Origin of the sequence: Castellaniella sp. (assembly GCF_034675845.1) — a bacterium.
GTDB lineage: Bacteria > Pseudomonadota > Gammaproteobacteria > Burkholderiales > Burkholderiaceae_B > Castellaniella.
Genome location: NZ_JAUCCU010000001.1, coordinates 1,300,803 through 1,326,339, shown reverse-complemented (window position 1 = coordinate 1,326,339; position 25,537 = coordinate 1,300,803). Strand labels below are relative to the sequence as shown.

The following is a 25,537-nucleotide window of genomic DNA, read 5'->3' as shown; positions in this document are numbered from 1 at the left end:
GCCGAGTTACGGGCCACGCTGCAGGCGCAGAACGAAACCCACCTTCACGCCTTGCGTTCGGCGATGCAATCCGAGTTCGAGAGGAAACTGCAAGAAGGGATTGCCGCCGGCGTCGCCACAGGGGTCGCCGAGGCGGTGCAACGCATCCTTGAGCAATGGCGCTTGGCCCGGCATCAGGTGTTCGGCCCCAGTAGCGAGTCGCACCAGGGCGAGCTGTTTAACGAAGTGGAAGCCTTGGCCGAGCAGGCCGCTGATCTCGAAGACGCACACGAGGGCGCGCCCGCGCACAACACGCCTCGCCCCAAGCGCGGTCATCGCCGCGCTTTGCCGCCCGAGCTGCCCCGCGTCGAGTTCCTGGTCGATGTCCCCGAAGCAGAACGCCAATGCGCCTGCGGCACCCCCATGGTGCGTATCGGCGAAGACGTGAGTGAACAGCTGGACATCGTGCCGATGCAAATCCGCGTGATCCGCACGGTGCGCCCGCGCTACGCCTGCCCCAAGGGCGATCAGGCACCGGTACAGCAGCCGGCACCGGCGCAGGTCCTGCCGCGCAGCAACTTCAGCGCCGGGTTCCTGGCGATGATGGCGGTGGTGAAGTATGTCGACGGCCTGCCTCTGGCGCGCTTCGAGAAGGTGATGGCCCGCCACCAGGTGGACGTCCCACGCCAGAGCATGACGCGGGCCATGATCAGGCTCGCCCAGGCCTTGCAGCCGCTGCACAATCTGGCCCGCGACACCTTGCTGGATGCGCCCGTCATCCACATGGATGAAACCACGGTTCAAGTGTTGAAAGAACCAGGGCGAAGTCCGACCTCTAAAAGTTATATGTGGGTGCAGCGCGGCGGGCCGCCGGGGCGCACGGTGGTGTTGTTTGATTACGAGGCGAGCCGTTCGGGGCAGATACCGGTACGCCTGCTCGAAGGCTGGCAGGGTTACCTGATGACCGACGGGTACGAAGGCTACGCGCCGGTGGCGCGCCTGCCCGGTGTGGAGCACCTGGCGTGCGCAGCCCATGCTCGGCGCAAGTTCGTCGAAGCCAAACGGGTCAGCCCCAAAGGCAAGAGTGCCCGCGCAGACCACGCGCTGGATCTGTTCGCCCGGCTGTATCGTATCGAGGCCAAGCTGAAAACAGCGAGCGATGCGCAGCGCTTCGAGGCGCGCCAGACCCACAGCCTGCCGATCCTGCAAAAGCTGCGTGCATGGTTGGATGAAACCCTGCCGGGGGTCACGCCCAGGAGCAAGCTGGGCGAAGCGTTGGGATATCTGCACAAGGTCTGGCCGCGCCTGATCCGCTATACCGAGTGCGGCGATTTACCCATCGATAACAACCCCGCAGAAAACGCCATCAGGCCGTTTGTGATTGGCAGAAAAGCGTGGCTTTTTGCGGATACCCCGGCGGGTGCACACGCCAGCGCGGTACTGTATTCGCTGCTGGAAACGGCCAAGGCCAACGGGCGCGAGCCCTATGCGTGGCTGCGCTTTGTGCTGGAACACCTGCCGATGGCCCAAACAGTGGACGAAATCGAGGCGCTGTTGCCGTGGAATACTCATGACCAAGATTTAGCCATGAATCTCGCCGCCTGGGAATAATGGGGGAGATGCACCGCTTACGGCCAACTTGGGGTTTAAGCTGCTGGGTGATGGCGCTGGCACCGTGATTTCGGATCACAGAGGCACGACAGTCGTTAATGTTGTGGCGGGCGCAACGGCCACAACGGCCACGCCGGACAGCAATGACACCAACATCAGGGTGAGCAGCAGCAGCGATCTGACGCTGGATATAGATACCAATACCGCATACACGGGCACGATTACCGCGTCTTCGGCTTCTAATATCACGGCCAATGGCTTGGTGGATGGCGCCACCATCGTTACTAAGGTGGCCGGTGGTGCCACGTTGAACACCACAGGTGCATCGGCGCTTAAGCTGACCACAACTAGGTTGGTGACTTTGGAGGCCACCGTGGCGGCGGACGATGAGCTTGATCTGACGGGTTCCACCCTGACTGCTCTGACATCCCTGACGGCCCATGTCGGCGCCAATGGCATACTGACGCTCGATACTGAATTGACTGAGATTCACTCGATTTCATTGCTTGATACTAAGGGTGGTGGTACGGTCACGCTTGGTAATCTGGGCTCTGTTGCTTTGAATCAAGACATCACAGTCACTGCCAATGGCTTGAAAGGCCTGACGATTGGCACGATTGATACCAGCGCCGATCATTCTGTCACTGTCTTGGCCACCAAGATGTCGGGTGATGTCACGCTGGGCAACATCACGGTGGCTGACGACGCTGGTGGTGCACACACCGGACTTATTAACGTTCAGGTCAGCGGTATCCCCGGCGATATCGGACTGGGCAAATTGACTGCCAAAGCCGTTACCGTCAATGCTGCAGATGCCCAGGGCACGGTGGGTGGCTCGATAGCGGTCGTGATCGACGCCGATACCGCGACCTTCTTGGGCTCGGCCCTTGGCCAAAACTGGCTTAATATCACAGCCGCCGCCAAGGCTGATGTGACCACTGGCAGCGCTGCTGATGTAATCAATATCACAGGTGCTTCCATCGTGGGGGCCAGTGCGGTTTTCACCGTCACGACAGGTCTTGGTAGCGATTCTGTTTCCGTTCTTCCGGGCGCTGGCCTGACAGTTGTCACGATCACTGACTTTGATGTTAATACTGACGCCGCTGTGGGCATCGGCACCTTGTCCGCCAGTATCAATAGTGCAGTAAACGCTGCTGAATACCTTACCGAACTGAAAGACATCACAGTAAACGCCAGCGAAGTAATATTGATTGCCAATGGTTTTGTTGAATATGATGGCGATACCTATGGTATTGCTTCAGGCGATCTTGATTGCGGCGACGGAGATATTGTGGTGCAACTGACCGGAGTCACTGGCGCTACCGCTGCCACTGATTACTTCACCAACTAAGTTTTCCCGCAACAAAAAAAAAGGGGTCAGACACCATTTCCAAACGCGAAATGGTGTCTGACCCTTTTTCTCACATTAATGGGGTCAGACACCATTAAAGTGGAAACAGTGGCTGACCCCATTAACCCCCTTAACATGGAATAATGGTGTCTGACCCCATTTTCACTCCGGAGATCCTCATATGCAACGACGTGTTTTTGTGATTGCTGCGATAGCTGCCTCATTGGCAGTGTCTTTTTCTGCGCAGGCTCAGGGCTGGCCTACGCAACCGGTGAAGCTGGTGGTCGGTTTCGGGGGTGGGTCTACGCCGGACGTGATTGCCCGGACCTTGTCCGACCCTCTGTCCCAGGCCTTGGGGCAACCCGTGATTGTCGAGAACAAGCCGGGCGCCAGTGGCAATATCGCGGCCGATTATGTGGCAAAGTCCACGGACGGCCATACCTTAGGCATCGTGATCAATGGCAACCTGACCTCGTCCAAGCAGCTTTATCCCAGCTTGCCCTACGATCCGCTGAAGGACTTCAGCTACATCAGCTTGCTGGCCACCGCGCCGCTGGTCCTGGTCGTCCCCAAGGCGGAGCCAACAGGCAAGGCCTTCTTTGACAAGGCGCTGACCGAAGGCGACCGCTGGAACTACGGCTCGGTAGGGGTCGGTTCAGTCTCGCACCTGGGCATGGAACTTCTGAAGAGCCGCGTCCCTGGTTTCCTACCGATGCAGGTGCCGTATACCGGCGGTAATCCGGCGGTGGTGACGGCCCTGATTGGCGGACAGGTACAGATGGCGCTGATGCCGCCGGGGGTGGCGATGCCCCAGGTCAAGGCGGGCAAACTGAATGCCGTTGGCGTGACTAGCGCCGGACCTAGCGATCTGGTGCCAGGCGTGCCGTCGCTGGCCGATGCGGGTGTCCAAGATTTCAACCTAGAGGTCTGGGACGCCTTGGTGGGGCCTGCCAGCATGCCCCAACCCGTACAGCAACAGGTTTCGACCGCCATCATGCAGATTCTGCAGACTCCTGAAATCCGCCAGAAGCTCTTTAATCAGGGCTGGACGGCAGTGGGGTCAACCCCCGAAGGCATGCAGCAGCGTGTCGCCTCCGAGGCCAAACTGCTGGGCGACATCATTGAATCCCAGAATATCCGTCTGGAATAAGGGACAGACCGGAATTAATGGGGTCAGACACCATTTACGCATCAGAAAGACCGCATCAAAATGGTGTCTGACCCCATTAATTTTCTGACCCCATTAATTTTCTTCTACAAAGGCGTCCTGACGGCGCTTGCGGATGGATGGCAGCAGCAGCGCCAGCAGTAGCACCAGGGCCAATATCAGCAGGCTGGCGGAAATCGGCCGGGTGACCAGCGTGCTCCAGTCGCCGCGTGACAGCAGCAGTGCGCGCCTTAGGTTTTCTTCCATCATGGGGCCCAGAATCAAGGCCAGCAACAAAGGGGCGGCTTCCAGTCCCAGTTTGATGAAGACATAGCCGATGATGCCAAACCAGCCCAGCATCCAGATGTCCCAGGTGCTGTTGCTCAAGGAATACGCGCCCACGGCGCAAAACAGCACAATCGCGGGAAACAGCCATCGATAGGGCAGGGTCAGCAGCTTGACCCACAGGCCTACCAGGGGCAGGTTCAGGATCACCAGAATGGCATTACCGATCCACATCGACGCGATCAGCCCCCAAAATAGTTCGGGATTGCTGGACATGACCTGGGGGCCGGGTTGAATGTCGTGGATGATCATGGCGCCCATCATCAGCGCCATCACGCTGTTGGGTGGCAGCCCCAGGGTCAACAAAGGAATGAATGACGTCTGAGAGCCAGAGTTATTGGCAGCTTCGGGAGCCGCGACTCCGCGGATATTGCCTTCGCCAAAAGGTACCTCATCGGGCTGAAGCCGGATTTTCTTTTCGGTGGCATAGGCGGCAAAAGATGACAGGACCGCACCGCCGCCGGGCAGGATTCCCAGGATCGATCCAATCACTGTTCCGCGTCCGATGGACGGCATCATGTGTTTCCAATCGGCGCGGCTGGGATAAAGCCCCGAGAGTTTCACCTTGAAGACTTCCCGGGTTTCATGACCACGGGACAGGTTGGAAATGATCTCGCCGTATCCAAACAGGCCCATGGCGATCACGACGAAGTTGATGCCGCTGCTCATTTCCGGGATATTGAAAGTAAAGCGCTGGAGCCCCGAATTGACGTCTGTGCCCATGGTCCCCAGCAGCAGGCCCAGAACGATCATGCCCAGTGCCTTGAGTACGGAGCCGGAGGCCAGGATGACCGAGCCGATCAGCCCGACGACAATCAAGGAAAAATACTCGGCCGGCCCGAACTTGAAGGCCAGTTCGGTCAGCGGGATTGCAAAGGCGGCAATAACCAGCGTGCCAAAGCAGCCGGCGACAAAAGATCCAATGGCGCTGGCCGCCAATGCGGGGCCAGCGCGGCCTTTGCGGGCCATCTGGTAGCCGTCCAAGGTGGTCACCACGGACGAGATTTCGCCAGGCAGGTTGACCAGGATGGATGTCGTGGAACCGCCATAGGCCGCGCCGTAATAAATGCCGGCCAGCATGATCAGGGCCGAGGTTGGGTCCAGGGCATAGGTGCTGGGCAACAGGATGGCAATGGTGGCGGTGGGGCCCAATCCGGGCAAAATACCGATCAGGGTGCCCAGTAGACAGCCCACAAAGGCATACATCAGGTTTTGCATCGTAAAGGCGACACTGAACCCCAGCGCGAGATGATCGAGAATTTCCATGGTTTCAGTTCTGTCAGGTGATGCTTAGAGGGAAAGAAAACTGGGCCAGCTGGGCATTTGCATGTTCAGCGCAAAGATAAAGACCAGCCAACTGCCGATGGTCAGGATCAAGGCCAGGATCAGGGCTTCTCGGGCTTTGAATTCGGGGCCCGCCATTGCGGCTACCACCACCAGAATCAGTGCCGCCACGGCAAAGCCAAACACGGGGATATGCAGCTGGGACCATCCGCCCAGCAAAATGCCGAACAGAATATTGGCCCCTGTGATCAGCACAACAGGCCGCAGCGCCCACCGCCCGATCAAGCCATCATCCTGGGGCGTCAAGGAAATAGCCTTGATGCAAAGCACCACCCCGATCCCCATCAATAAAATGCTGCAAAGCAAGGGAAAATACCCTGGCCCCATATGCGCGCTGGTACCCAGCCTGTACTGGGCCGCCCCCCAGGCAAACGCTGCACCAGTCATGAAAAACAGCAAGCCCGAAAAAAAATCCTTCTGACTCTTGATTTGCATAGCAAAAATTCCCGAAAATAATGGGGTCAGACACCATTTTAACGTCAGAGCGGCCGAACAAGGAAATGGGGTCAGACACCATTTTCAAGGATGAATGGTGTCTGACCCCATAAACCCCATAAATTATTTCAATGACACAAATATCCTGCTGCAGGGCTTGGGGTCAATATCAATGCTACGCTGGTTGTTTGTTTTATATTATTGGAATAATCATGGCGCGCCTTCCTCGTTATGTGATTCCGGGGCAACCGCAGCATATAATCCAGCGCGGCAATAATAAACAGGTTATTTTTGTCGCTAAAGAAGATTATGAATATTTTCGCGATGTCTTGGTTCTGGCGGCACAGGAATACGATTTGGCGATTCATGCCTATGTCTGGATGATCAATCATGTGCACCTGCTGGCAACGCCTGGGCAGGTGGGTAGTATCAGCAAGGTCTTTCAGTCGGCAGGCAGGCGATATGTGCGTTATTTCAATGACAAATATGGGCGCAGCGGCACTCTTTGGGAAGGACGCTATCGCGCCACGGTGGTGGACACCGAGCAATATCTATTGACCTTGATGCGATATATCGAACTCAATCCCGTTCGTGCTGGGATGGTGGCCTTGCCAGGCAGCTATCCCTGGTCCAGTTACGCATTCAATGCTTGGGGAGGAACCGGAGTCAACACGCAGTGGCTGAAGCCGCATATGCAATATATGCGCCTGGGTCGTTGTGATCAATCTCGTCGTGCAGCGTATCGGGCCTTGTTCCACGAAGCGTTGTCTGGCCAGGATCTGCAGGTGATTCGTGAATTGACCCATAAAGGCTGGGCAATCGGCAGTGATCGTTTCAAACAGCAAATTATGGCTCTGACAAGCAGGCAAACAGAATCAAAAGGCCTCGGCAGGCCAAAAAAATATGGTGTCTGACCCCATTAATCACCATTAATCAATCGTCGCGGTCGCCATGCCGCCCGTGACGATATTCCTTCCAGGCTCTTTTCTGCTGTTTTCGCCAGCGTTTTTCGGCATGCTTATAGGCATGCTTATCATAATAGTATGGTAGTGGCGGAGACACATAGATAGGGAAGGTCTGATCAAGCCGGTTTCAGAATCTGTTTTTCCAGCCCAATCGACCTGAATTTCATAATGCAGAACTTTTGCTCAAAAATAGGCCAGAATCAGGGTGATTTCCGCCCTGACAGGCCCGTTTTGGGCCCTCTACGCCCATTTCGGGCGCACCTATCCCGCCGTAGCCATCAAATGGTGGCGCACCTTCCACAGGTTTGCCAACGTAAACAGCATCTTCAGCTGCGCCGTGTTCTTGGCCAGCCCCCGATAGCGCACCTTGGTAAATCCAAACTGGCATTTGATCACCCGAAACGGATGCTCCACCCGCGAGCGCAGGCTGGCCTTGGCTCGTTCGTAGGACTCCAGCATCCGCCCCATGTTGCTCTTGCCCAGCGCACGGCGTTTGCCCGGACGCATGGCAATGTGCCACTGCACGTTGCGACTCTGGTTTTCCTCTCGATCCTGGACTCCTCGGTAGCCCGCATCGCCCAGCACCAATTCTTCTTCACCGTGCAGCAGCGCATGGGCCTGCGTGACATCGTGAACATTGGCTGCCGTGCCCACCACAGTGTGCACCAGGCCGGTCATGTCCACGCCAATGTGGGCCTTCATGCCAAAGTGCCACTGATTGCCCTTCTTGGTCTGATGCATCTCGGGATCCCGCGCGCCTGCGGCGTTCTTCGTAGAACTGGGCGCTTCGATGATCGTGGCATCGATGATCGTGCCCTTGCGTACCGTGATGCCCTGATCGGCCAACAGCAAGTTCACCGCTTCCAGTGCGTCTGCTGCAATGTCGTGTTTTTCCAGCAGATGACGAAAGTTCAGGATCGTCGTCTCGTCAGGAATGCTGCCACGCGTGAGCGAGAGCTTGGCGAAATTGCGTATCGAGGTGCTGTCGTACAGCGCCTCTTCCATCGCCGGGTCCGACAGGTTGAACCACTGCTGCATGAAGTGGATGCGCAGCATCACTTCCAACGGGTAAGGCCTACGGCCGTTGCCGGCCTTCGGGTAGTGCGGTTCGACCAGGTCGGCGAAGACCTTCCAGGGAACGGCCCGTTCCATCTGGGCCAGGAACTTCTCGCGGCGCGTCACTTTGCGCTTGCCTGCAAATTCGGCGTCGGAAAAACTCAACTGGCTCATCGGGGCTTCCTGATTGGGTCTCGTTCAACAACCTACATTCTGACAGGTCCAGGGGACTTGTTCAGACCTTCCATAGGTTGCGGCACCACGACGACACGCGGAGGGGGTGGGGGGGCGTAGTACACAGGGGGGCCGCCAAACATCAGGCCTGGGATGCCGATGCCGATACTCAAATCTATATCGCCCGCTTGCGCGGCAGGCCAAGCCGTCAGTAGGCCCAGTGTCACGGCGGCAGCCAGTATCATTTTTTTCATGAGTCGCCTTTGCGCAGTTCAAGTCCAAGCATTGTGGTTCAACTCTCTGGTAGAAACCCTACCTAACAACACGGCTTGTATCCAGAGACAACTGCGCGGCGCTGAATCTGCTCAGGCGGTACAAACATTAACGATTACATACGGGTAGGCGACAAGATATCCAACACTGGTCCCGACGGCACGATGCCGTTGGGGTTGATACTGCCGTGGCTGCGGTAATAATGCTGCTTGATGTGGTCGAAGTTCAGCGTGTCCGCCACCCCCGGCCATTGATATAGCTCGCGGGTGTGGCGCCACAGATGCTGGTAGTCGATCAGGCGCTTCAAATTGCATTTGAAATGGCCGTGGTAGACGGCATCAAAGCGAATCAAGGTTGTGAATAAGCGCCAGTCGGCCTCGGTGATGCGGTCACCCAGCAGATAGCGCTGTTGGCCCAACGTGTCTTCCAGCTGATCCAGGCAGGCAAACAACGCGTTGACCTCTTGTTCGTAGACCCGCTGCGTGGTGGCAAAACCGGCCTTGTAGACGCCGTTGTTGATGGCATCGTAGATTCTTGCATTGATGGCATCGATTTCCGGCAGCAACTCCGTCGGTGCGTAGTCGCCTGCTTTGGCGCCGATGCCGTCGAAGGCGGAATTCAACATGCGGATGATTTCCGAGGACTCATTGCTGACGATGGTGCGGCGCTGCAAGTCCCACAAGACAGGCACGGTTACGCGCCCGCTGTAGTCATGCTGCGCACGCAGGTACACCTGGTACAGGTATTGGGCCTGGCCCACGGGGTCGGCGATCACGCCCGGACCAGCTTCAAAAGTCCAGCCATGCTGGCCCATATATGGGTTCACGACGGATACGCTGATCATGCTGTCCAGGCCCTTCAGCGCCCGCAGAATCAGGACGCGGTGCGCCCAGGGGCAGGCCAGGGAAACGTAAAGATGGTAGCGCCCGGCTTCGGCCTGGAAACCCGCATCGCCGCTGGGCCCGGCACTGCCGTCGGGGGTGATCCAGTGGCGGAACTGGGCGTCGCTGCGCACAAAGCGCCCGCCTGTGCTGCTGGTGTCATACCATTGATCGTGCCACTGGCCATCAACTAAAAGTCCCATGATTTCCCTTGTATGCCGGGCCGTGGCGCTTGCCTGGCCCGATATTCTGTGCCTGCTTATTCGACGATGGCTTCCAGTGCGATATCCAGGGTCACCTCGTCGCCCACGGCGGGGACAAATTTTCCGGCATTGAATTCGCTGCGCGAAATCACCGCAGTGGCGTTTGCGCCGATGGCGTCTTTCTTCAGCATGGGATGCGGGCCATTGAAAAACGACGTGACGGTCAGGGTGACCGGTTTGGTCACGCCCTTGATGGTCAGGTCGCCTTCGATGCTGGTGGGCTTATCCCCGTCAAACACAACTTTGGTGGACTTGAACGTAGCGGTGGGAAACTGCTTGGTGTCCAGAAAGTCCGGGCCCTGGATGTGGCCGTTAAAGGCATCGAAGCCGGTGCTGATGGTGCTCATGTCGATGGTGACATCCACCTGAGCTTGCTTGGCGTCCTTGTCCAGCACCACGGTGCCGGTGGTTTGGTCGAAGCGCAGGATCTGCTTGGACAGGCCCATGTGGGTGTACGAAAACCGCGGAAAGGTGTGGGTGGAGTCCAGTACATAGGTTTGCGGGGCAGCGATGGCCTGGGCGGCAAAGAAAGCGGAAAATGCTGCGGCAATCAGAGTCTTTTTCATCAGAGGTCCTGTGTTTAATTGAATCATGAAAGGGGAAATGTCTGGCAATTACGGTTTTGCCACAATATGAAAAGTGATTTGAATATCGTTGGCAACGATGCTGAAGTCTTTCCACTCGCCTTCGCCTATGCCGAAATCGGCGCGTTGGAACGTAAAGCTGCCTTCAAAAATGCCTGTTTCGCCGTCTTGCGTGAAGGTAAAAGGCGCGGTGACTGCTTTGCTGATGCCCTTGATCGACAGGTCGCCGGTGACTTGATAGCGGTTCTCGTCCAGGGGGGTGACCTTGCTTGAGGTAAACGTCGCCAGCGGATGCGCTGCCAGTCCCAGCCATTCTGCTTTTTCCAGTTCGGTATTGGCTTCTGCGTAGCCCGCATCAATGCTTGCCAAGGCGACTTCGATGGCAACTTCGGCGGCTTCCGGGGCGGCGGGATCAAAGCTCAGTTTGGTGGCTTTCAGTTCGCTGAAGCTGCCATCCATTTTGACATTCATCTGGCTATAGCCAAAGGTGACCGTGCTGGCGGCGGAATCCAGCGTGGTGTATTCGACCGCGTGGGCGCTACCCAGCAAGCCCAGGCCCAATGCGGCGGAAAGCACGAGCGGACGCAGGAAAGAAAACTTCATCGGGGTGTCCTTTGAGATGGGTGGTGGTTGCAGGGCTTCAGGCCTGACCGACAAACGGCAGCATCCGGGTCATGATTGTGTCTTTTTTGACGAGATGGTGGTGTAGGGCCGCGCCTATATGTCCGACAACCGCCGCCACCAGCGCGTAGTTCAATGCGACGTGGGTACTGTGCAGGATATCGCCCAGGGCGGTGCTTTTTGAAACCAAATCGGGCAAAGGCAGCACGCCAAACCACACCACCGGGAAACCTTGCGCGGAACTCATCAACCAGCCACTGACCGGAATGGCCAGCATCAGTGCATACAGCACCCAATGCCCGGCATGTGCGGCCAGGCGAGCGGTGGGGCTAATGGACAGGGGCAGCGCGGGGGCGGGGTGGCTCATGCGCCAGGCCAGGCGCACCACGGCCAGCAGCAGCAATGTCATACCTGCCCATTTGTGCCACGAATACAGCTGCAGCTTGCTGGGCGACAAGGGCAGGCCTTCCATATAAAAGCCCAGAGAAAAGGTGCCGATCAGGCCCAACCCGACCAGCCAGTGCAGAAAAATAGCTGTGCGGGTATAGCGCGGGGGTTTTTGCGATAAGGTTTGCATGTTTTGTTGTTTGATGCTTGATCTTTATAGGTATCGACAAGAGAATTTTAATAATTTTGCTTAATAGAATAAATAGTCAAAATAGATATACACTATTCCTATTAATGGAATAATGATGGATTGATCGGGTATGGGGCGTTTACGCGCAATGCGAATTTTTGAACAGGTCGCCACCGAAGGCGGGTTTGCGGCGGCGGCGCGGGCGCTGCATCTGTCGCCGCCCGTGGTGACACGCCTGATTGCCGAACTGGAAACCCAGCTTGGGACCCGCTTGTTTCAGCGGACGACACGGCGCGTGACACTGACCGAGGCCGGAGAAGCCTATCTGGCACGCGTGCGCCAGATTCTGCAGGACGTGGCCGAGGCGGATGCCATGGCCAGCGCCCACACCCAAGCCCTCGCCGGTCGTTTGCGTGTGCATACGCAGCCGGTCCTGGCAAGCTACGTGCTTGCGCCTTTGCTGTCCGGCTTTCGTCAGTGCCATCCCGGCATCGTGATCGACATCGATGTCGAAACATACACAGACTCGCCCATCGAGAACTACGACATTACCTTGTTGGGCGCCGATGTCGGCTTTGATGCGGATATCGTAGCCCGCAAGGTAATTGAGTCCGATGTGGTGCTGGTGGCGTCGCGGGGTTATGTGGCGCGCAAGGGCCAGCCGGAAATCCCAGAGGATTTAAGCAAACATGAATGCCTGCGGCTTAACAAGGTAGGTGAAGCGCTGAATATCTGGCGCATGTGGCGCGGGCCGGGTCGCGCTGACCAGACTCAGGTCAATGCCGAACCCGTGCTGATTGCAAACCATACCGATACCCTGCTGCGCGCCACGCTGGATGGCGCGGGCATTACGTCGATATCGCTGGACATTGTCGCGCCGTATCTTGCCCGGGGCGAAATGGTCCGCGTGCTGAGCCCCTGGGTCACCGGGCGGCTGGCGATGTACGCGGCCATGCCCAGCCGCAAATTCATCCCACAGCGGTCCCAGGTTTTTTTGGATTATCTGGTCGAACACACCCGTCAGCAACACAATAAGGCGCTTGAGGCCTGCGCCTTCGTGGTTTGACTGCTGCGGAGGAAATGGTGTCTGACCCCATATGTAATGGGGTCAGACACCATATGTACCAGGTGCCTAGATCGGCGACGCTGGCCGATGCGATTTAGCCTGCGCCCTGCGCATCCAGCTTTTGCTTCAGGGCGTCCAGAGGCAGGGCGCCATTGACGCGGCTGCCGTCGGCAAAGAAGATGGCGGGTGTGCCGCGTACATTCAGCTGACGACCCAGGGCCAGGTTTTCGTCGATCGGTGTGGAGCAATCGGCGGTGGCGGGGACTTCGCCCCTGACCATCCAGGATTTCCAGGTGGCAGCCGGGTCGGAGGCGCACCAGATATCGCGTGATTTGGTATTGGAATCAGGCGACAGAATGGGATATAGAAAGGTATACACCGTCACATCGTCGATGCTTTCCAGGGTCTGGTGCAGCTGCTTGCAGTAGCCGCAGTTGGGGTCTTCGAATACCGCGATCTGGCGGGCGCCGGTGCCCTTGACCTGGCGGATGGCGCGTTCCAGGGGCAGGCTGTCGAATGCCACCTGCTGCAGGAGTTCCAGGCGTTCGGCGGTCAGGTCGCGGCGCGCCTTGGCGTCGATCAGCGAACCCTGCAGGACATAATTGACCTGGTCGTCCGCATAGACCAGATCCAGCCCGACCTGGATTTCAAAAATACCCGGCATCGGCGTCAGGCGCACGGCGTCTACCTGGATACCAGGAAAGCGCTGGCCAAACGCCTGGCTGATCGTCTGAATTTGCTCGGGGGTGGCTGCCGTAGACAGGACTTTGGCATCGGGCGCGTTGGCGGTGCCGCTGGTGCCAATCACGACGGCGTCGGGGGTGTCCGCATCGGCGGGGGCTGCTGATGCCACGCCGGACAGGCCTGCGCCCAGGATCAGGGCGGCAAGATAAATTTGAAATTTCATGGCAAATACTTTTGGTGTGTTGAACCGCATTTTAATGCGAGGATGCAATCCGGGTGGGTGTCTTGATCAGTTGCCCGCTGCGGCGCGAATCAGTTGGCGCTTCAGAAAAGGGATCTGGTTGGCCACCAGCATGCCCTGGTTGCGCGCCCAGGCCAGCGGGACGCACGGGGTGGCAAACAAGCGGTGCAGGCCGTGGGTGACCAGGCCCATGGCGATGACGGGTTCGGCGCGGCGGCGGCGATAGCGGGCCAGCAGGCGTGGGTCGCCCAGTGGGCGGTGCGCTTCGCGGGTGGACAGCACCTGCAGCAGGGTATCCACATCGCCTAATCCCAGGTTCAGTCCTTGTCCGGCCAGGGGATGTACCCGGTGCGCGGCATCGCCCACCAGTGCCACGCCCGGCGCCGTCATGGCGCTGCGCTCTAGCGTCAAGGGGAAGCCCTGGGGGTGGGTGCGCAGGCGCAAAGCCCCCAGCCGCCCGCCTGTGATGGCCTGGGCGTGACTGGCAAACCAGGTCTGGGCCGCATCGGTATCCATGGCCATCCACTGGCGTGCCTGGCTTTCTGGCATGGACCAGACCAGCGAGGCCTGTGGACCATTGGCCGTGTCCGGCATGGGCAGCAGGGCAAATACGCTATCGCCGGTAAACCACTGGCAGGCGTAGTTTTGGTGCGCGCGGCCTATATCCAGATGCGCCACCACCCCCATGTCGCCATACGGTGTGTAATCGTGCTGGATGCCGGCGGCCTGGCGTACGGGGGATCGCGCCCCATCGGCCCCCACCAGCAACGGCGTGTGCCATTGTCGGCCCTGTTGGGTCGTGACCTGCACCCCGTCGGGGCTGGTGTTCAGGCTGAGGAAGTGGTCCTCGTGCCAGGCCAGCCCCATGACTTGTACGGCCTGCTGCAAAGCGCGTTCGATCTCGCCGGATTCGACAATCCAGGCCAGGGTGTCGCGGGCATCCTGCCAGGCGGACAAGTCCAGCGTGCCCTGGGCGTCGCCGTGGATTTCCATGGTTTCGACCGGCGTGACGCGGCGCATGTCCATCAACCGCCATGCCCCCAGGCGATCCAGCAGTGCCTGGCTGGCGCTTGAAATGGCATATACCCGGGGATGATAGTCGTCTGCGGGGCGCAGGGCAGGGGGGTGGCGCGGCCCCAGCAGGGCGACGGGCAGGCCGGCGCGTGATAAGCCCAGGGCGCATGCCAAGCCGGCGATGCCGGTGCCGCAAACCAGAATAGGAGGGTTCATGATGCTGCCTTTGAGTTCATCGAGCCGACGGTGTGCCTGCCGCCGTTGGCCACAATAGCCACATGCGTCCGGGTTGTTTCATGCGCCCCGCCGCCGCACCGGCTTCGTCGCCCGTGCCCCAGTAAAAGTCGGCCCGTGCCGCGCCGCGAATGGCCGCGCCGGTATCCTGGGCGAATACCAGCCGCTGCAGGGGTGCCCCGCCCGGTTGTTTAGTGTCCAGCCACAGCGGTGTTCCCAGGGGCACGAATTCGGTATCCACCGCCACGGCACGCTGTGCCATCAAGGGAATTCCATAGGCACCGTTCGGCCCGAGTTCGGGGTCGGTAATGGATTCTGCCCGGAAGAACACCATGGCCGGGTTCACATTCAGCAGGGTCTGCACCCGGTCCGGGTGATTGCGTGCCCATTGTTTGATGTTTTGCATGGAGGTCTGTGCCAACGGCATTTCGCCCTGGCGTGCCAGCCATTGACCGATGGAGACGTAGGGCTGGCCGTTATGGTCATCGTAGGCCAACCGCAGTACCCCGCCATCGGGTAGCAGGGCGCGGCCCGAGCCCTGAATCTGCAGGAAAAACGCCTCGACCGGATCGTTGGCCCAGACGATGACCGGCGGCTGGCGGGCTGGATTGGCCGCGATCTGAGCCCGCGTGTCGTAGGGTACTACGCGCCGCCCATCCAGCTTGCCGCGCACGCGTTTGCCGGCCAGATCCGGGTAGATTGCGCCCAGATCGATCATCAGCAAATCAGACGGCGTGGCATACAGCGGCCATTGATACTGTCCTTCCTGGTTGCGCGAGGCGCGAATCAGGGGCTCGTAATAGCCGGTGACCGTGCCGCTGGCCGCCTGGCCGGGGGATTGATCCAGCCGCCAGGGCCGCAGATGCGCCTGCAGGAACTGGCGTACAGGCTGGCCCGCTGCATTGGGCCCCAGGCCAGCCTGCACGGCTGCCTGACAGACGGGCTGCCAGGCTCGGGGGGCGGCCCGCGTCGGCAGCGCCAGCGACCCTGAGACGGGTCGCATCAGCCCTCGGCAGTCATTCAGCAGGGCCTTCCAGACGTGGGATAAATCATCGTTGCCCCAGCCGGGCAGCTGTTGCCAGGACGCCGCCGCCAAGTGGCCCTTCAGGGCGCGGGGCGGAGTTTCGGGCAGGGCTGCCAAGGCGGGGACCACCAGCGGCTTGAGGGCTGCGGATTCCGTCAGAGGGGCGGACGCCTCATGCTCGGGGATCGAGGAGCAAGCGCTTAACAGAGCCAATACGGCCGCAGACCAGAGCAGTTTATTCATTCAGAACCAGCTGATTTAAAATGAGGAAATCGAACCATCGCCATCATGACACATCCCGCGACTTGCTTGCCGGGGGTGCCCGCCAGATTCTAATCAACCTGTGACCATTTTTCCTATGACTTCCCCATTGCCTGCCGCCCGCATTGCCCCCAGCCTGCTCGCCGCTGATTTTGCTCGCCTGGGTGATGAAACCACGACGGTGATCGCCGCCGGTGCCGATTGGATTCATTTTGACGTGATGGATAACCATTTCGTGCCCAACCTGACCATGGGGCCCATGGTGTGTGCTGCATTGCGCCCGCATACCCAGGCCCCTATCGATGTGCATCTGATGGTCGAGCCCGTGGATGCTTTGATCCCTGCTTTTGCTCAGGCCGGGGCCAACATCATCAGCTTTCACCCCGAGGCCTCGCGCCATGTGGACCGCACCCTGGCCCTGATCCGCGATCATGGCTGTCAGGCCGGGCTGGTCTTTAACCCCGCCACGCCGCTGCACTGGATGGACCACCTGATGGAACGCCTGGACCTGGTCTTGCTGATGTCCGTCAACCCCGGTTTCGGGGGCCAGTCCTTTATTCCCCACACCCTGGCCAAGCTGACCCAGGCGCGGGCGCGCATCGATGCCTGGCAGGCCCAGGGTGGACAGCCGATTGCCCTGGAGGTCGATGGCGGGGTCAAGGCCGATAACATCGCTGATATCCGCGCCGCCGGGGCTGATGTTTTTGTGGCGGGTTCCGCGATTTTCGGGCAACCGGACTATGCCCAGGTAATCGCCACCCTGCGCCAGGGCATTGCCCAGGGGGACGCCCGTCATTTGATACATAAATAAGCCCTTTATCCGTCGTTTCGTGTTACGATAGTAGGCTTTGCGTCCTGGATTTGCTAAAAAATGCAGTTTTCCGGAATACTGTTTGATCTGGATGGCACCTTGGTGCATACCATTCCCGATCTGGCGGCTGCCGTCAATGCCATGCGCCTGGATATGGGACAGCCTCCTTTGCCCGAGGCCCTGATTGCCACTTTTGTCGGCAAAGGCGTCGAACAACTGGTCATGCGGGCCCTGGGCCACGACAGCCCGGCCCCCAGCATCGACTTCGTCATGCGTGGCCTAGCACGGTTCCAGGACCATTACCGAGTGCTTAATGGTCGTTACAGCCAGCTCTACCCGGATGTGCTTGCCGGTTTGCAGGCTTTTCGCGACCAGGGCGCCCGGTTGGCCGTGGTCACCAACAAGGGCAAGGCATTCACCGCCCCGTTGTTGCAGCACATGGGTCTGGCCGATTATTTCGACGCCGTTGTCTGCGGGGATACCTGCGAGCGCAAGAAACCCGATCCGCTGCCCTTGTTTCATGCCTGCGACCTGCTGGGCATCAAGCCCGCACAGGCGCTGTTCATCGGGGATTCGATCAATGATGCCCAGGCAGCACAAGCCGCCGGTATCCCGGTGCTGGCCGTGCCGTATGGGTACAACGAAGGCCAGTCTGTGCAGAGCTTGCCGGTGGATGCTATAGTGGAAACCATCCTAGAGGCCGCCCAATGGGCAGCCCAGACTCACCCACAAGCCACATGACACCTTTGTCCTATTACCCGATCGTCACCCGCGCCACTTGGCGCTGGTGGCGCTGGCGTTCCGGGTAATGGCTTCCTGGCGCGCGTGGTCCTATGGCCGCGCCGCCCTGTACGCACCGCCCGGACCTTCTTTTGGCCGGGCTTTTTTCTGTCCCGGTCCTTTGTAACTTCACCACATCGACCTCCATGACAGAAATCGAATTCAATGCACTGGCCGCCCAAGGCTACAACCGTATTCCATTGATTGCGGAAACCTACGCCGACCTGGACACTCCGTTGGCTATTTATCTGAAGCTTGCCCATGCGGGCCCAGAGGCCGGTCGCAACAGCTGCCTGCTGGAGTCCGTGGTGGGCGGCGAACGCTTCGGACGTTATTCCTTTATCGGCTTGCCGGCCAAGACCCTGATTCGTGCCACCGGCAATACCACCGAGGTCGTGCACCAGGGCCAGGTGGTGGAATCCCACCAAGGCGATCCGCTGGCCTTCATCGAGGCATTCCAGCAGCGCTTCAAGGTCGCATTGCGCCCCGGCATGCCGCGCTTTGCGGGCGGTCTGGCAGGTTATTTTGGCTACGACACGGTGCGCCACATCGAGCCGCGTCTGGGGCCTTGCGTGAAACCCCGTCCTGCGGGCCAGCAGCCGGGCACGCCCGACATGATGCTGTTGCAGGTGGATGAACTGGTCATCGTGGATAATCTGGCCGGGCGTACTTACCTGATTGTTTATGCCGATCCGGCCCAGCCCGAGGCCTACGCTCTGGGCCGCCGTCGCCTGCGTGCCCTGCGCGAGAAACTGCGCACGCCGGTGGTCATCCCCTATGCCTACGCCAGCATGCAGACCCCCACCGAGCGCGACTTCAAGAAAGACGACTACATTGCCGCTGTCTTGAAGGCCAAGGAATACATTGCCGCAGGCGACCTGATGCAGGTTCAGGTGGGCCAGGTGATTGCCAAACCTTTCCGCGATTCACCCCTGTCCTTGTATCGGGCGTTGCGTTCGCTGAATCCATCGCCCTATATGTACTACTGGAACTTCGACAGCTTCCATGTCGTGGGGGCGTCGCCAGAAATCCTGGTGCGTCAGGACCGCGAAACTGTCTCCGGCCACACCCGCGAGATGGTCACCATCCGCCCCTTGGCCGGTACGCGCAAGCGCGGCACCACCCAAGACGAGGATCTGCGCCTGGAACAAGAACTGCTGGCCGACCCGAAAGAGCGCGCCGAGCATGTCATGCTGATCGATCTGGCCCGCAACGACATAGGCAGGGTGGCCAAGACCGGCTCGGTCGAGGTCACGGACACCATGACGATCGAGCGCTATTCGCACGTGATGCACCTGGTATCCAATGTGCGCGGCGAACTGCAAGACGGCATGAGCAGCCTGGATGTATTGCGGGCCACTTTCCCGGCGGGTACGCTGACCGGCGCCCCCAAGGTTCGCGCCATGGAAATCATCGACGAGCTGGAGCCCGTGCAGCGCGGTATTTATGGCGGGGCAGCGGGTTATCTCAGCTATGGCGGTGAAATGGACATGGCCATTGCTATTCGCACCGGCATCATCCGTGACGGCATGCTCTATGTCCAGGCCGCCGCCGGGATCGTGGCCGATTCGGACCCGGAAAAAGAATGGCAGGAAACCGAGGCCAAGGCGCGTGCCCTGCTGCGTGCTGCCGAACAAGTCCAGTTCGGGTTGGACGAGCCGATTTAATCAAGAACTAAATAATGGGGACAGACCCCGATTTAATAAATCGGGGTCTGTCCCCGAGAAATAAAGGGGTCAGACACCATTTCAGAGAAATGGTGTCTGACCCCTTTATTTTGAGCCCTTTATTTCATCGCGCGCCCCAGCCGGTCAGGACGATACGCACGGTTTTGAACAGGATCAGGATATCCAGCCATAATGAAAAGTGTTTGATGTAGTAAAAGTCGTGCTGGATTTTGATGCGGGTGGCGTCGGCGTCACCCGCATAGCCCTGCATCACTTGCGCCCAACCAGTGATGCCGGGGCGCACGACGTGGCGATAGATATAAAACGGGATTTCGGCGTCGAACTGATCGACGAATACCCGCTGCTCGGGGCGGGGGCCGATCAGGCTCATGTCGCCCTTCAGGACGTTCCATAATTGCGGTAGTTCGTCCAGGCGGGTTTTGCGGATGAAGGCGCCCACGCGTGTGATGCGCTCATCACCGTCCGCCGCCAGCCGCGCCCCGGCTGATTCGGCATCCAGCCGCATGCTGCGAAATTTATAGATGCGAAAGTCATGATTGCCCAGGCCTACGCGGTTTTGCACGAACAAGGCCGGTCCGGGGCTGTCGCGGCGGATCGCCACCGCCGTGGCCACCATCACGGGCAGCGCCAGTGGGGCAGCCAACAGCACCACGGCAATATCCATCCACCGTTTGCACATCACGTACAGCGGCGATGGCAGCAAGGTGCCGACTTCGTTTTCCGACAGATGATCCAGGCGCACCTGGCCGCTCAGGCTTTCCATCACCCGGCGCACATGAATCACCGGAATCTGTGCCAGGATACAGCGAGCCACGAAGCGTTCCCATTCTGCGGTCATGGCTGGGCTGCGCAGGTCCGCTACCAGCGCGTCGTAGCGCACCCCATGCAGATCGGGTTCAGTCAGATGGCGAACTTCCAGATTGGGCCCCGAGGGCAGTGTGCAATCCTGCCCCATGGGCAAGACGGCCAGCTTGACCTTGCGGTAGCGGCGACCAACAAAATATCCTGCGTAGCACCACAGCAGGCTGAGCACATAGGCCGATAACAGCACAGGCCGGGAATAATCGCTGCGGGTAAAGAACAGCCCCGCAAACGCCAGCAGATAAATCACGCTGACCACCGGCGCGACATGGGCGATCAAGCCGCCTCCGGCGAACCCGGATAAGCGGCGCAACACCAGTACGATCAGAATAAAAGACAGCCCCACGACCCACTGGGTATTGACCCGGGGGCCGTCCGGGTAGCGCCAGAAGTCCAGCCCCCAGGCGCCCATGGCAGGCAGCAGCAGGACGACGATCAGGCCGGCCAGCATCTGAAATGGCGTGCTGAGCAAAACGATCTCGTACCAGCGGGAATGTCGCCGTTCGACGTGAGAGGCAGAGGAATCTGTCGATGATTGCGTATCTGGCACTATTTATTCATTTCCTGTCATGGATGTTGTTGGGTTTTCTGCGGCGGTGCTGCTTGAACTACGCATCATAGTGCATCCATCCTTAAGCCAAGCGCACGGTTCTTCTGGCCAGCAACAGCATCACGAGCAAGAGCAAGGCTTCTATTCCGACCAGGCCTGCAGCCATGCCGATGCCGCCGAAGAAGACAGACAGGGTTGTGCCCGTGCCCAAGCCCAATAAGGAAAACATCAGCACCACATAGCTGACGGATCTGGAGCGACCAGCGGGGATCAGCAGCACCATGGCAATGCTTTGGTTCAGGATGCGCAAGGGGGCCAGGGCCAGCAGCGCTTGGTAGATGGTGCCGGCGCCCGGATAGCCTGTTCCCAGCATGGTGTCCAGCACCCAGGGGCCCAGCCACCAGGCCAAGGCGGTGCCAGCCAGCGCCACCACCATCACCCCCAGCAGCACCAGCAAGGGCAGGCGCAAGGCAGCGGCATTCGCCGGACCCTGCAGCCGCCTGGAAAAAATCGGAAACACCGCTGTCAGAAAGGGCATGCCCAGGCCAGTCATGCCCTTGATGAGTTTTTCCGCTGGAGCGAACTCGCCCACTGCGCGCTTGCCAGAGGTCAATCCCAGCAGCACCGGCACAGCGGCAATCGCCAGATTGCTGGCGCCACGATAGACAAAGAAATGAAAGCCCTGCACGATCTGTTGCCAGGCGCCGGCGAAATCGAGCTGCAGTGGACCGACTTGGCGGCGGCACCACAGCAGCGTTCCAGCGGTGCTTAGCAGGGTGGGCACGCAGAGCAATGGCAAGGCCAGGATGAAATCCTGTGGGCCTTGGACCCAGATCGCCAGCACCCCCAGCCCCGCCAGGCGCAGGATGATATCCAGAGAGGCAGGCAGCGCCATTTGTTCACGCCCCTGAAAATACCAAAGCGGGCTAAAGCCGAAGGCCAGAAAATACGCCAGCACAAAGCCCAGCAAGGCGATATGCTCTAGGTAGGTATCCAACCAGCCAGCCGCCCATACCAGCAGGATCAGCGCCACCATGGGGGCGGCCAGCATGGATTTGGCCAGCAATACCTGGGAAACCAAACGGTTCAGGACTTTCTTTTTGCCGTGCGCCAGCGCAGTCTGCTGTGCGGCATTGATGCCAAAGCCGTACTCTACCAACAGCGACAAGGTAATTGCCAGGGCTTGGCAAAAAAGGATCTGACCATATAAGCTGACGCCCAGGGTCCTGGCCAACAAAGGGATTTCGAGCACAGGCACCAGAAACGCCAATATCTGGACCAAGTACAACGCCCCTGCGTTTTTCAAAAAGGAACGCGCAGCGGTCATGTTGACCGAGGCCGATCCTTGGGGCCCGGTATTAGATGGTGGGTGCTGCGTGTGGCAAACATATTGGTAGCATAAGGTACGATCTTAATATTATTACCGATACATTGGATACAGACTGCCTGTTCCCCTGAAACCGGAGGTTTTGATGAAAAAAACGGATGCTCAACATTGTCCCGTTACCCACCTGAGCACTGATTTTGGTGCCCCGGTGCCGAATAACCGCGACAGCCTGACGGCTGGGCCACGCGGCCCGCTGTTGGCGCAGGACTTATGGCTGAATGAGAAACTGGCCGGATTCGTGCGCGAGGTCATTCCCGAGCGACGCATGCACGCCAAAGGCTCGGGGGCGTTTGGCACCTTCACGGTCACGCACGATATCACACGCTATACCCGAGCTAAACTCTTTGAATCCATTGGTAAAAAAACCGAACTATTCGCCCGCTTCACCACGGTGGCGGGCGAGCGCGGCGCGGCCGACGCTGAACGCGATATTCGCGGCTTCGCCCTGAAGTTCTACACCGAGGAAGGCAACTGGGACATGGTGGGCAATAACACCCCAGTGTTTTTCGTCCGTGACCCGCGTCAGTTTCCCGATCTGAACAAAGCCGTCAAGCGCGATCCGCGCACGAATTTGCGGTCAGCCAGCCATAACTGGGATTTTTGGACGCTGCTGCCCGAGGCGCTGCACCAGATCACAGTGGTCATGAGCGACCGGGGCATCCCCGCGTCGTATCGCCACATGCATGGGTTTTCGTCCCATACCTACAGTTTCTGGAATGCCGCCGGCGAGCGCTTCTGGGTAAAAATGCATTTCAAGACCCAGCAGGGCATCAAAACCCTGACAGACGAAGAATCTGCCGCCCTGATTGCGCAGGACCGCGAGAGTCATCAGCGTGACCTGTATCAGGCGATCGAACGCGGAGATTTCCCGAAATGGACCATGTACATCCAGGTGATGCCCGAGGCCGAGGCTGAAACCTATGGGGTGCATCCCTTTGACCTGACCAAGGTCTGGTACCAAAGCGACTATCCGCTGATCCCCGTCGGGGAATTCGAGCTGAACCGCAATCCGGATAATTTTTTTGCCGACGTCGAACAAAGCGCGTTTGCCCCCAGCAATCTGGTGCCCGGCATTGGCGCCAGCCCCGACCGCATGCTGCAGGCGCGGCTGTTCAATTATGCCGACGCCCAGCGTTATCGCCTGGGCAGCAACTACCAGCAGATTCCGGTCAATCAGGCACGCTGCCCTGTGCACAGCAACCATCGTGACGGACAGGGGCGGGTGGATGGCAATTATGGGTCGACCCTGCACTACGAGCCCAATAGCTTCGGTCAATGGCAAAGCCAACCGGACTTTGCCGAACCTCCCCTGAAAATTCAGGGAGATGCCGCTTGCTGGCCCTTCCACGAGGATGATGCGGATTATTTTGAACAGCCAGGGCGCTTGTTCCGGCTCATGAGTCCCGCACAACAGGCCGTTCTATTTGGCAACACGGCCCGTGGCATGGGGGATGCCCCCGAGTTCGTGAAGTTCCGGCATATTCGTCAGTGCCATGCCGCAGACCCGGCCTATGGGGCAGGCGTAGCCCAGGCGCTGGGGCTGGATCTGGATCGGGCGCTGGCATCCAGAAAAGATGATCCCATGCTGGGCAATCCAGGCGTTGCCCTACCCGTGTGATTTTTTGCTAAGGACCAAACAATGGGGTCAGACACCATTCACTGCTGTTGAAGCAATGGTGTCTGACCCCATTAAAATGACCCCATTAAAAAATGTGCTGCATGGCCAACAGCACAAACACAAACATACCTAACGAAAGACAGGCCACTGCAATCGCCAGTAAATAAGCCAATGAGACCCTGATGAACAAGGGCACATGGCCTAGGCACCGGGGCAGGACGATCAACAAGAAGTTGCGCAGCGATTGTGGCCGTCCAGCACATGCTTTTGTTTTCATCGACATCACCAGTCTGTGTAGATGTCAATTTTAGCGCCTCAGCACCCGGCAGATATACCGGGCGCAAAATTAAAGGGGTCAGACACCATTTCCTCCGGGAAATGGTGTCTGACCCCTTTAATTGTGTCTGACCCCTTTAATTGCTCCGGGAAATGGTGTCTGACCCCTTTAATTGGCCTGGCTGTAAGGACGGTTATTTCACCAATACCCATTTGCCGTCTTTGACGGTGATGAGTTCGCGTCCGCGTTTGTCAAAGCCGCTGTGGTCTGCGGGGCTCATGTTGTAGACCCCCTGGGTGGCGGTGAGTTCGTGGGTTTGTTCTAGCGCATCGCGCAGAGCCCGGCGGAATTCAGGTGTGCCCGGTTGGGCGGTTTTGGCGGCAATGGGGATGGCGTGTTGCAGCAGCAGGCCGGCGTCGTAGACATTGGCCCCAAAGGTGGCGGGCTTTTCGCCGTACTTGGCCTGATAGCGTTGGATGTAGTCCTGGGCGATGGGCTTGGATGGGTTGCTGTCGGGGATTTCGGGCAGTACCAGCATCAGGCTGGCAGCCAGGATGGTGCCCTCGACGGCAGGGCCGCCCAGGGTCAGGAAAGGCCGGCAGGGCGGCACCGTGGGTTTGGTAGAACTGGCCCTTATAGCCCTGTTGCACCAGTGTGGTCTGGGGCAGGGCGGCTGCGCCGCCGGTGCCCGCCACCAGCACGGCGTCAGGTTTGGCGGCCAGCACCTTCAAGGCCTGGCCCGTGACGGAGCTGTCTGTGCGCTGATAGCGTTCGGCGACCACCAGTTGCAGGCCGTTATCCTGGGCGAGCTTGCTGAATACCTGGTACCAGTCTTCTCCGTAGGCGTCGGCAAAGCCGATGAAGCCTACCGTCTTGATCCCGCGTTTGACCATGTCCTGGACTAGCGCCTGGGCGATGATGTCGGTGTTCTGTGTGGTCTTGAAGGCCCATTTTTTATCGTCTGTCATGGGCAGCACGATGGATGCCGCCCCGACGGGCGCCAGCATGGGGGTGCCGGATTCGGCGGCAAACTGCAGCACGCTCATGGAGTTGGGCGAACCCGTGGGGCCAATCAGGGCATCGACGTGGTTTTCACTGATCAGTTTTTTGAATGCCGTGACGGTCTGGGTGGGGTCGCTGGCGTCATCCAGGCTGATATATTCGATGCTGAGATCCCCTGCTTTTGGGGGCAGCAGCGGCACCGTGTTTTTTTGTGGGATGCCTACCAGTGCCGTGGGGCCGGTGGCCGAGGTGACGACGCCTATTTTGACTTGCCCCAGCACAATCGGGGAACTGCTGAATAATGCGGCGCCAAGCACCATGGTCAAGAGAGGAAAACGCACGGGGATGTCTCCAGTTCGTGTGGGCACAATATTAAGAATTTCAGGCCATTTTGGCATGAAATCATGGTCCCCGGACATTGAGGCGAAGATGG

General features: G+C 59.1%; 22 protein-coding genes and 1 pseudogene. 9 read left to right on the top strand and 14 right to left on the bottom strand.

The genetic code is table 11. The features are described 5' to 3' along the window. The first annotated feature begins 63 nt into the window (after positions 1-63). The 3 genes from tnpC (at position 64) to VDP81_RS06325 (ending at position 4,091) form a co-directional block, all read left to right on the top strand. Positions 64-1,590, top strand: coding sequence for an IS66 family transposase (gene tnpC / locus VDP81_RS06335; protein WP_322995367.1), 1,527 nt, complete (start codon positions 64-66; stop codon positions 1,588-1,590). A gap of 28 nt (positions 1,591-1,618) precedes the next feature. Continuing rightward, the gene (locus VDP81_RS06330; RefSeq protein ID WP_323011834.1) at positions 1,619-2,941 is read left to right on the top strand and encodes a hypothetical protein; all 1,323 of its coding nucleotides are present in this window, start codon (positions 1,619-1,621) and stop codon (positions 2,939-2,941) included. A gap of 181 nt (positions 2,942-3,122) precedes the next feature. Next, positions 3,123-4,091 (top strand): Bug family tripartite tricarboxylate transporter substrate binding protein, encoded by a 969-nt coding sequence (locus tag VDP81_RS06325; protein WP_323011833.1) that lies wholly within the window; start codon positions 3,123-3,125, stop codon positions 4,089-4,091. Between the two features lie 93 nt (positions 4,092-4,184). On the opposite strand, the gene VDP81_RS06320 is transcribed toward VDP81_RS06325, so the two are convergent. Continuing rightward, positions 4,185-5,699, bottom strand: a complete 1,515-nt coding sequence (locus VDP81_RS06320; protein WP_323011832.1) for a tripartite tricarboxylate transporter permease — start codon at positions 5,697-5,699, stop codon at positions 4,185-4,187. A 24-nt stretch (positions 5,700-5,723) separates the two neighbouring features. Beyond that, positions 5,724-6,212 carry a tripartite tricarboxylate transporter TctB family protein gene (locus tag VDP81_RS06315; protein WP_323011831.1) on the bottom strand — a complete coding sequence of 163 codons (489 nt, stop codon included), beginning with the start codon at positions 6,210-6,212 and terminating at the stop codon, positions 5,724-5,726. 212 nt (positions 6,213-6,424) lie between these two features. Between VDP81_RS06315 and VDP81_RS06310 the strand changes: the two genes are divergently transcribed. Then, positions 6,425-7,126: a transposase gene (locus VDP81_RS06310; RefSeq protein WP_323011830.1), complete on the top strand. Its 702-nt coding sequence runs from the start codon at positions 6,425-6,427 to the stop codon at positions 7,124-7,126. Between the two features lie 312 nt (positions 7,127-7,438). Here the strand turns inward: VDP81_RS06310 and VDP81_RS06305 are convergent, their stop codons facing one another. The 6 genes from VDP81_RS06305 to VDP81_RS06280 form a co-directional block, all read right to left on the bottom strand. Then, positions 7,439-8,407, bottom strand: coding sequence for an IS5 family transposase (locus VDP81_RS06305; RefSeq protein ID WP_323011486.1), 969 nt, complete (start codon positions 8,405-8,407; stop codon positions 7,439-7,441). A 32-nt stretch (positions 8,408-8,439) separates the two neighbouring features. After that, the gene (locus VDP81_RS06300) at positions 8,440-8,661 is read right to left on the bottom strand and encodes a hypothetical protein (RefSeq protein WP_323011829.1); all 222 of its coding nucleotides are present in this window, start codon (positions 8,659-8,661) and stop codon (positions 8,440-8,442) included. A 134-nt stretch (positions 8,662-8,795) separates the two neighbouring features. After that, positions 8,796-9,764 carry a glutathione S-transferase family protein gene (locus VDP81_RS06295; RefSeq protein WP_323011828.1) on the bottom strand — a complete coding sequence of 323 codons (969 nt, stop codon included), beginning with the start codon at positions 9,762-9,764 and terminating at the stop codon, positions 8,796-8,798. 56 nt (positions 9,765-9,820) lie between these two features. Continuing rightward, entirely contained in the window at positions 9,821-10,390 is a 570-nt protein-coding gene (locus VDP81_RS06290) for a YceI family protein (protein ID WP_323011827.1), read from the bottom strand. Positions 10,391-10,438: 48 nt separating this feature from the next. Continuing rightward, positions 10,439-11,011: a YceI family protein gene (locus VDP81_RS06285; RefSeq protein WP_322995534.1), complete on the bottom strand. Its 573-nt coding sequence runs from the start codon at positions 11,009-11,011 to the stop codon at positions 10,439-10,441. A 37-nt stretch (positions 11,012-11,048) separates the two neighbouring features. Further along, positions 11,049-11,606, bottom strand: a complete 558-nt coding sequence (locus tag VDP81_RS06280) for a cytochrome b (protein WP_322995533.1) — start codon at positions 11,604-11,606, stop codon at positions 11,049-11,051. Positions 11,607-11,754: 148 nt separating this feature from the next. On the opposite strand from VDP81_RS06280, the gene VDP81_RS06275 reads away from it, so the two are divergent. Then, complete coding sequence (locus VDP81_RS06275) at positions 11,755-12,672, top strand: LysR family transcriptional regulator (protein ID WP_323011826.1); 918 nt, start codon at positions 11,755-11,757, stop codon at positions 12,670-12,672. 94 nt (positions 12,673-12,766) lie between these two features. Here VDP81_RS06275 and VDP81_RS06270 read toward each other — a convergent pair whose 3' ends face one another. The 3 genes from VDP81_RS06270 to VDP81_RS06260 form a co-directional block, all read right to left on the bottom strand. Continuing rightward, the gene (locus VDP81_RS06270) at positions 12,767-13,579 is read right to left on the bottom strand and encodes a thioredoxin fold domain-containing protein (protein WP_323011825.1); all 813 of its coding nucleotides are present in this window, start codon (positions 13,577-13,579) and stop codon (positions 12,767-12,769) included. A gap of 66 nt (positions 13,580-13,645) precedes the next feature. Continuing rightward, complete coding sequence (locus VDP81_RS06265; RefSeq protein ID WP_323011824.1) at positions 13,646-14,827, bottom strand: FAD-dependent monooxygenase; 1,182 nt, start codon at positions 14,825-14,827, stop codon at positions 13,646-13,648. Between the two features lie 16 nt (positions 14,828-14,843). Beyond that, positions 14,844-16,112, bottom strand: coding sequence for a murein transglycosylase A (locus tag VDP81_RS06260; RefSeq protein ID WP_323011823.1), 1,269 nt, complete (start codon positions 16,110-16,112; stop codon positions 14,844-14,846). 115 nt (positions 16,113-16,227) lie between these two features. Between VDP81_RS06260 and rpe the strand changes: the two genes are divergently transcribed. The 3 genes from rpe to trpE all read left to right on the top strand — a co-directional run bounded on the left by rpe (position 16,228) and on the right by trpE (position 19,388). Further along, positions 16,228-16,941, top strand: a complete 714-nt coding sequence (gene rpe / locus VDP81_RS06255; protein WP_322995528.1) for a ribulose-phosphate 3-epimerase — start codon at positions 16,228-16,230, stop codon at positions 16,939-16,941. 60 nt (positions 16,942-17,001) lie between these two features. After that, on the top strand, positions 17,002-17,682 hold the full coding sequence (locus VDP81_RS06250; protein ID WP_323011822.1) for a phosphoglycolate phosphatase: 681 nt from the start codon (positions 17,002-17,004) through the stop codon (positions 17,680-17,682). A gap of 185 nt (positions 17,683-17,867) precedes the next feature. Next, positions 17,868-19,388, top strand: coding sequence for an anthranilate synthase component I (trpE, locus tag VDP81_RS06245; protein WP_322995526.1), 1,521 nt, complete (start codon positions 17,868-17,870; stop codon positions 19,386-19,388). 124 nt (positions 19,389-19,512) lie between these two features. Here trpE and VDP81_RS06240 read toward each other — a convergent pair whose 3' ends face one another. Together VDP81_RS06240 and VDP81_RS06235 are read right to left on the bottom strand one after the other, a co-directional pair. Continuing rightward, positions 19,513-20,820, bottom strand: a complete 1,308-nt coding sequence (locus VDP81_RS06240; RefSeq protein WP_323011821.1) for a sugar transferase — start codon at positions 20,818-20,820, stop codon at positions 19,513-19,515. A gap of 82 nt (positions 20,821-20,902) precedes the next feature. Beyond that, positions 20,903-22,147, bottom strand: coding sequence for an oligosaccharide flippase family protein (locus tag VDP81_RS06235; protein ID WP_322995524.1), 1,245 nt, complete (start codon positions 22,145-22,147; stop codon positions 20,903-20,905). 145 nt (positions 22,148-22,292) lie between these two features. Between VDP81_RS06235 and VDP81_RS06230 the strand changes: the two genes are divergently transcribed. Continuing rightward, a complete protein-coding gene (locus VDP81_RS06230) occupies positions 22,293-23,825 on the top strand; it encodes a catalase (protein WP_323011820.1) in 1,533 nt (510 codons plus the stop codon). A gap of 470 nt (positions 23,826-24,295) precedes the next feature. Here the strand turns inward: VDP81_RS06230 and VDP81_RS06225 are convergent. Continuing rightward, a pseudogene (locus tag VDP81_RS06225) lies at positions 24,296-25,424 on the bottom strand (ABC transporter substrate-binding protein). Between the last annotated feature and the right edge of the window lie 113 nt (positions 25,425-25,537).

What these genes read in the sequence shown, in the direction of transcription:
- tnpC (WP_322995367.1), top strand. Translation starts at nt 64, where the DNA reads ATGCAATCCGAGTTCGAGAGGAAACTGCAAGAAGGGATTGCCGCCGGC.
- VDP81_RS06325 (WP_323011833.1), top strand. Translation starts at nt 3,123, where the DNA reads ATGCAACGACGTGTTTTTGTGATTGCTGCGATAGCTGCCTCATTGGCA.
- VDP81_RS06320 (WP_323011832.1), bottom strand. Translation starts at nt 5,699, where the DNA reads ATGGAAATTCTCGATCATCTCGCGCTGGGGTTCAGTGTCGCCTTTACG.
- VDP81_RS06315 (WP_323011831.1), bottom strand. Translation starts at nt 6,212, where the DNA reads ATGCAAATCAAGAGTCAGAAGGATTTTTTTTCGGGCTTGCTGTTTTTC.
- VDP81_RS06310 (WP_323011830.1), top strand. Translation starts at nt 6,425, where the DNA reads ATGGCGCGCCTTCCTCGTTATGTGATTCCGGGGCAACCGCAGCATATA.
- VDP81_RS06305 (WP_323011486.1), bottom strand. Translation starts at nt 8,407, where the DNA reads ATGAGCCAGTTGAGTTTTTCCGACGCCGAATTTGCAGGCAAGCGCAAA.
- VDP81_RS06300 (WP_323011829.1), bottom strand. Translation starts at nt 8,661, where the DNA reads ATGAAAAAAATGATACTGGCTGCCGCCGTGACACTGGGCCTACTGACG.
- VDP81_RS06295 (WP_323011828.1), bottom strand. Translation starts at nt 9,764, where the DNA reads ATGGGACTTTTAGTTGATGGCCAGTGGCACGATCAATGGTATGACACC.
- VDP81_RS06290 (WP_323011827.1), bottom strand. Translation starts at nt 10,390, where the DNA reads ATGAAAAAGACTCTGATTGCCGCAGCATTTTCCGCTTTCTTTGCCGCC.
- VDP81_RS06285 (WP_322995534.1), bottom strand. Translation starts at nt 11,011, where the DNA reads ATGAAGTTTTCTTTCCTGCGTCCGCTCGTGCTTTCCGCCGCATTGGGC.
- VDP81_RS06280 (WP_322995533.1), bottom strand. Translation starts at nt 11,606, where the DNA reads ATGCAAACCTTATCGCAAAAACCCCCGCGCTATACCCGCACAGCTATT.
- VDP81_RS06275 (WP_323011826.1), top strand. Translation starts at nt 11,755, where the DNA reads ATGCGAATTTTTGAACAGGTCGCCACCGAAGGCGGGTTTGCGGCGGCG.
- VDP81_RS06270 (WP_323011825.1), bottom strand. Translation starts at nt 13,579, where the DNA reads ATGAAATTTCAAATTTATCTTGCCGCCCTGATCCTGGGCGCAGGCCTG.
- VDP81_RS06265 (WP_323011824.1), bottom strand. Translation starts at nt 14,827, where the DNA reads ATGAACCCTCCTATTCTGGTTTGCGGCACCGGCATCGCCGGCTTGGCA.
- VDP81_RS06260 (WP_323011823.1), bottom strand. Translation starts at nt 16,112, where the DNA reads ATGAATAAACTGCTCTGGTCTGCGGCCGTATTGGCTCTGTTAAGCGCT.
- rpe (WP_322995528.1), top strand. Translation starts at nt 16,228, where the DNA reads ATGACTTCCCCATTGCCTGCCGCCCGCATTGCCCCCAGCCTGCTCGCC.
- VDP81_RS06250 (WP_323011822.1), top strand. Translation starts at nt 17,002, where the DNA reads ATGCAGTTTTCCGGAATACTGTTTGATCTGGATGGCACCTTGGTGCAT.
- trpE (WP_322995526.1), top strand. Translation starts at nt 17,868, where the DNA reads ATGACAGAAATCGAATTCAATGCACTGGCCGCCCAAGGCTACAACCGT.
- VDP81_RS06235 (WP_322995524.1), bottom strand. Translation starts at nt 22,147, where the DNA reads ATGACCGCTGCGCGTTCCTTTTTGAAAAACGCAGGGGCGTTGTACTTG.
- VDP81_RS06230 (WP_323011820.1), top strand. Translation starts at nt 22,293, where the DNA reads ATGAAAAAAACGGATGCTCAACATTGTCCCGTTACCCACCTGAGCACT.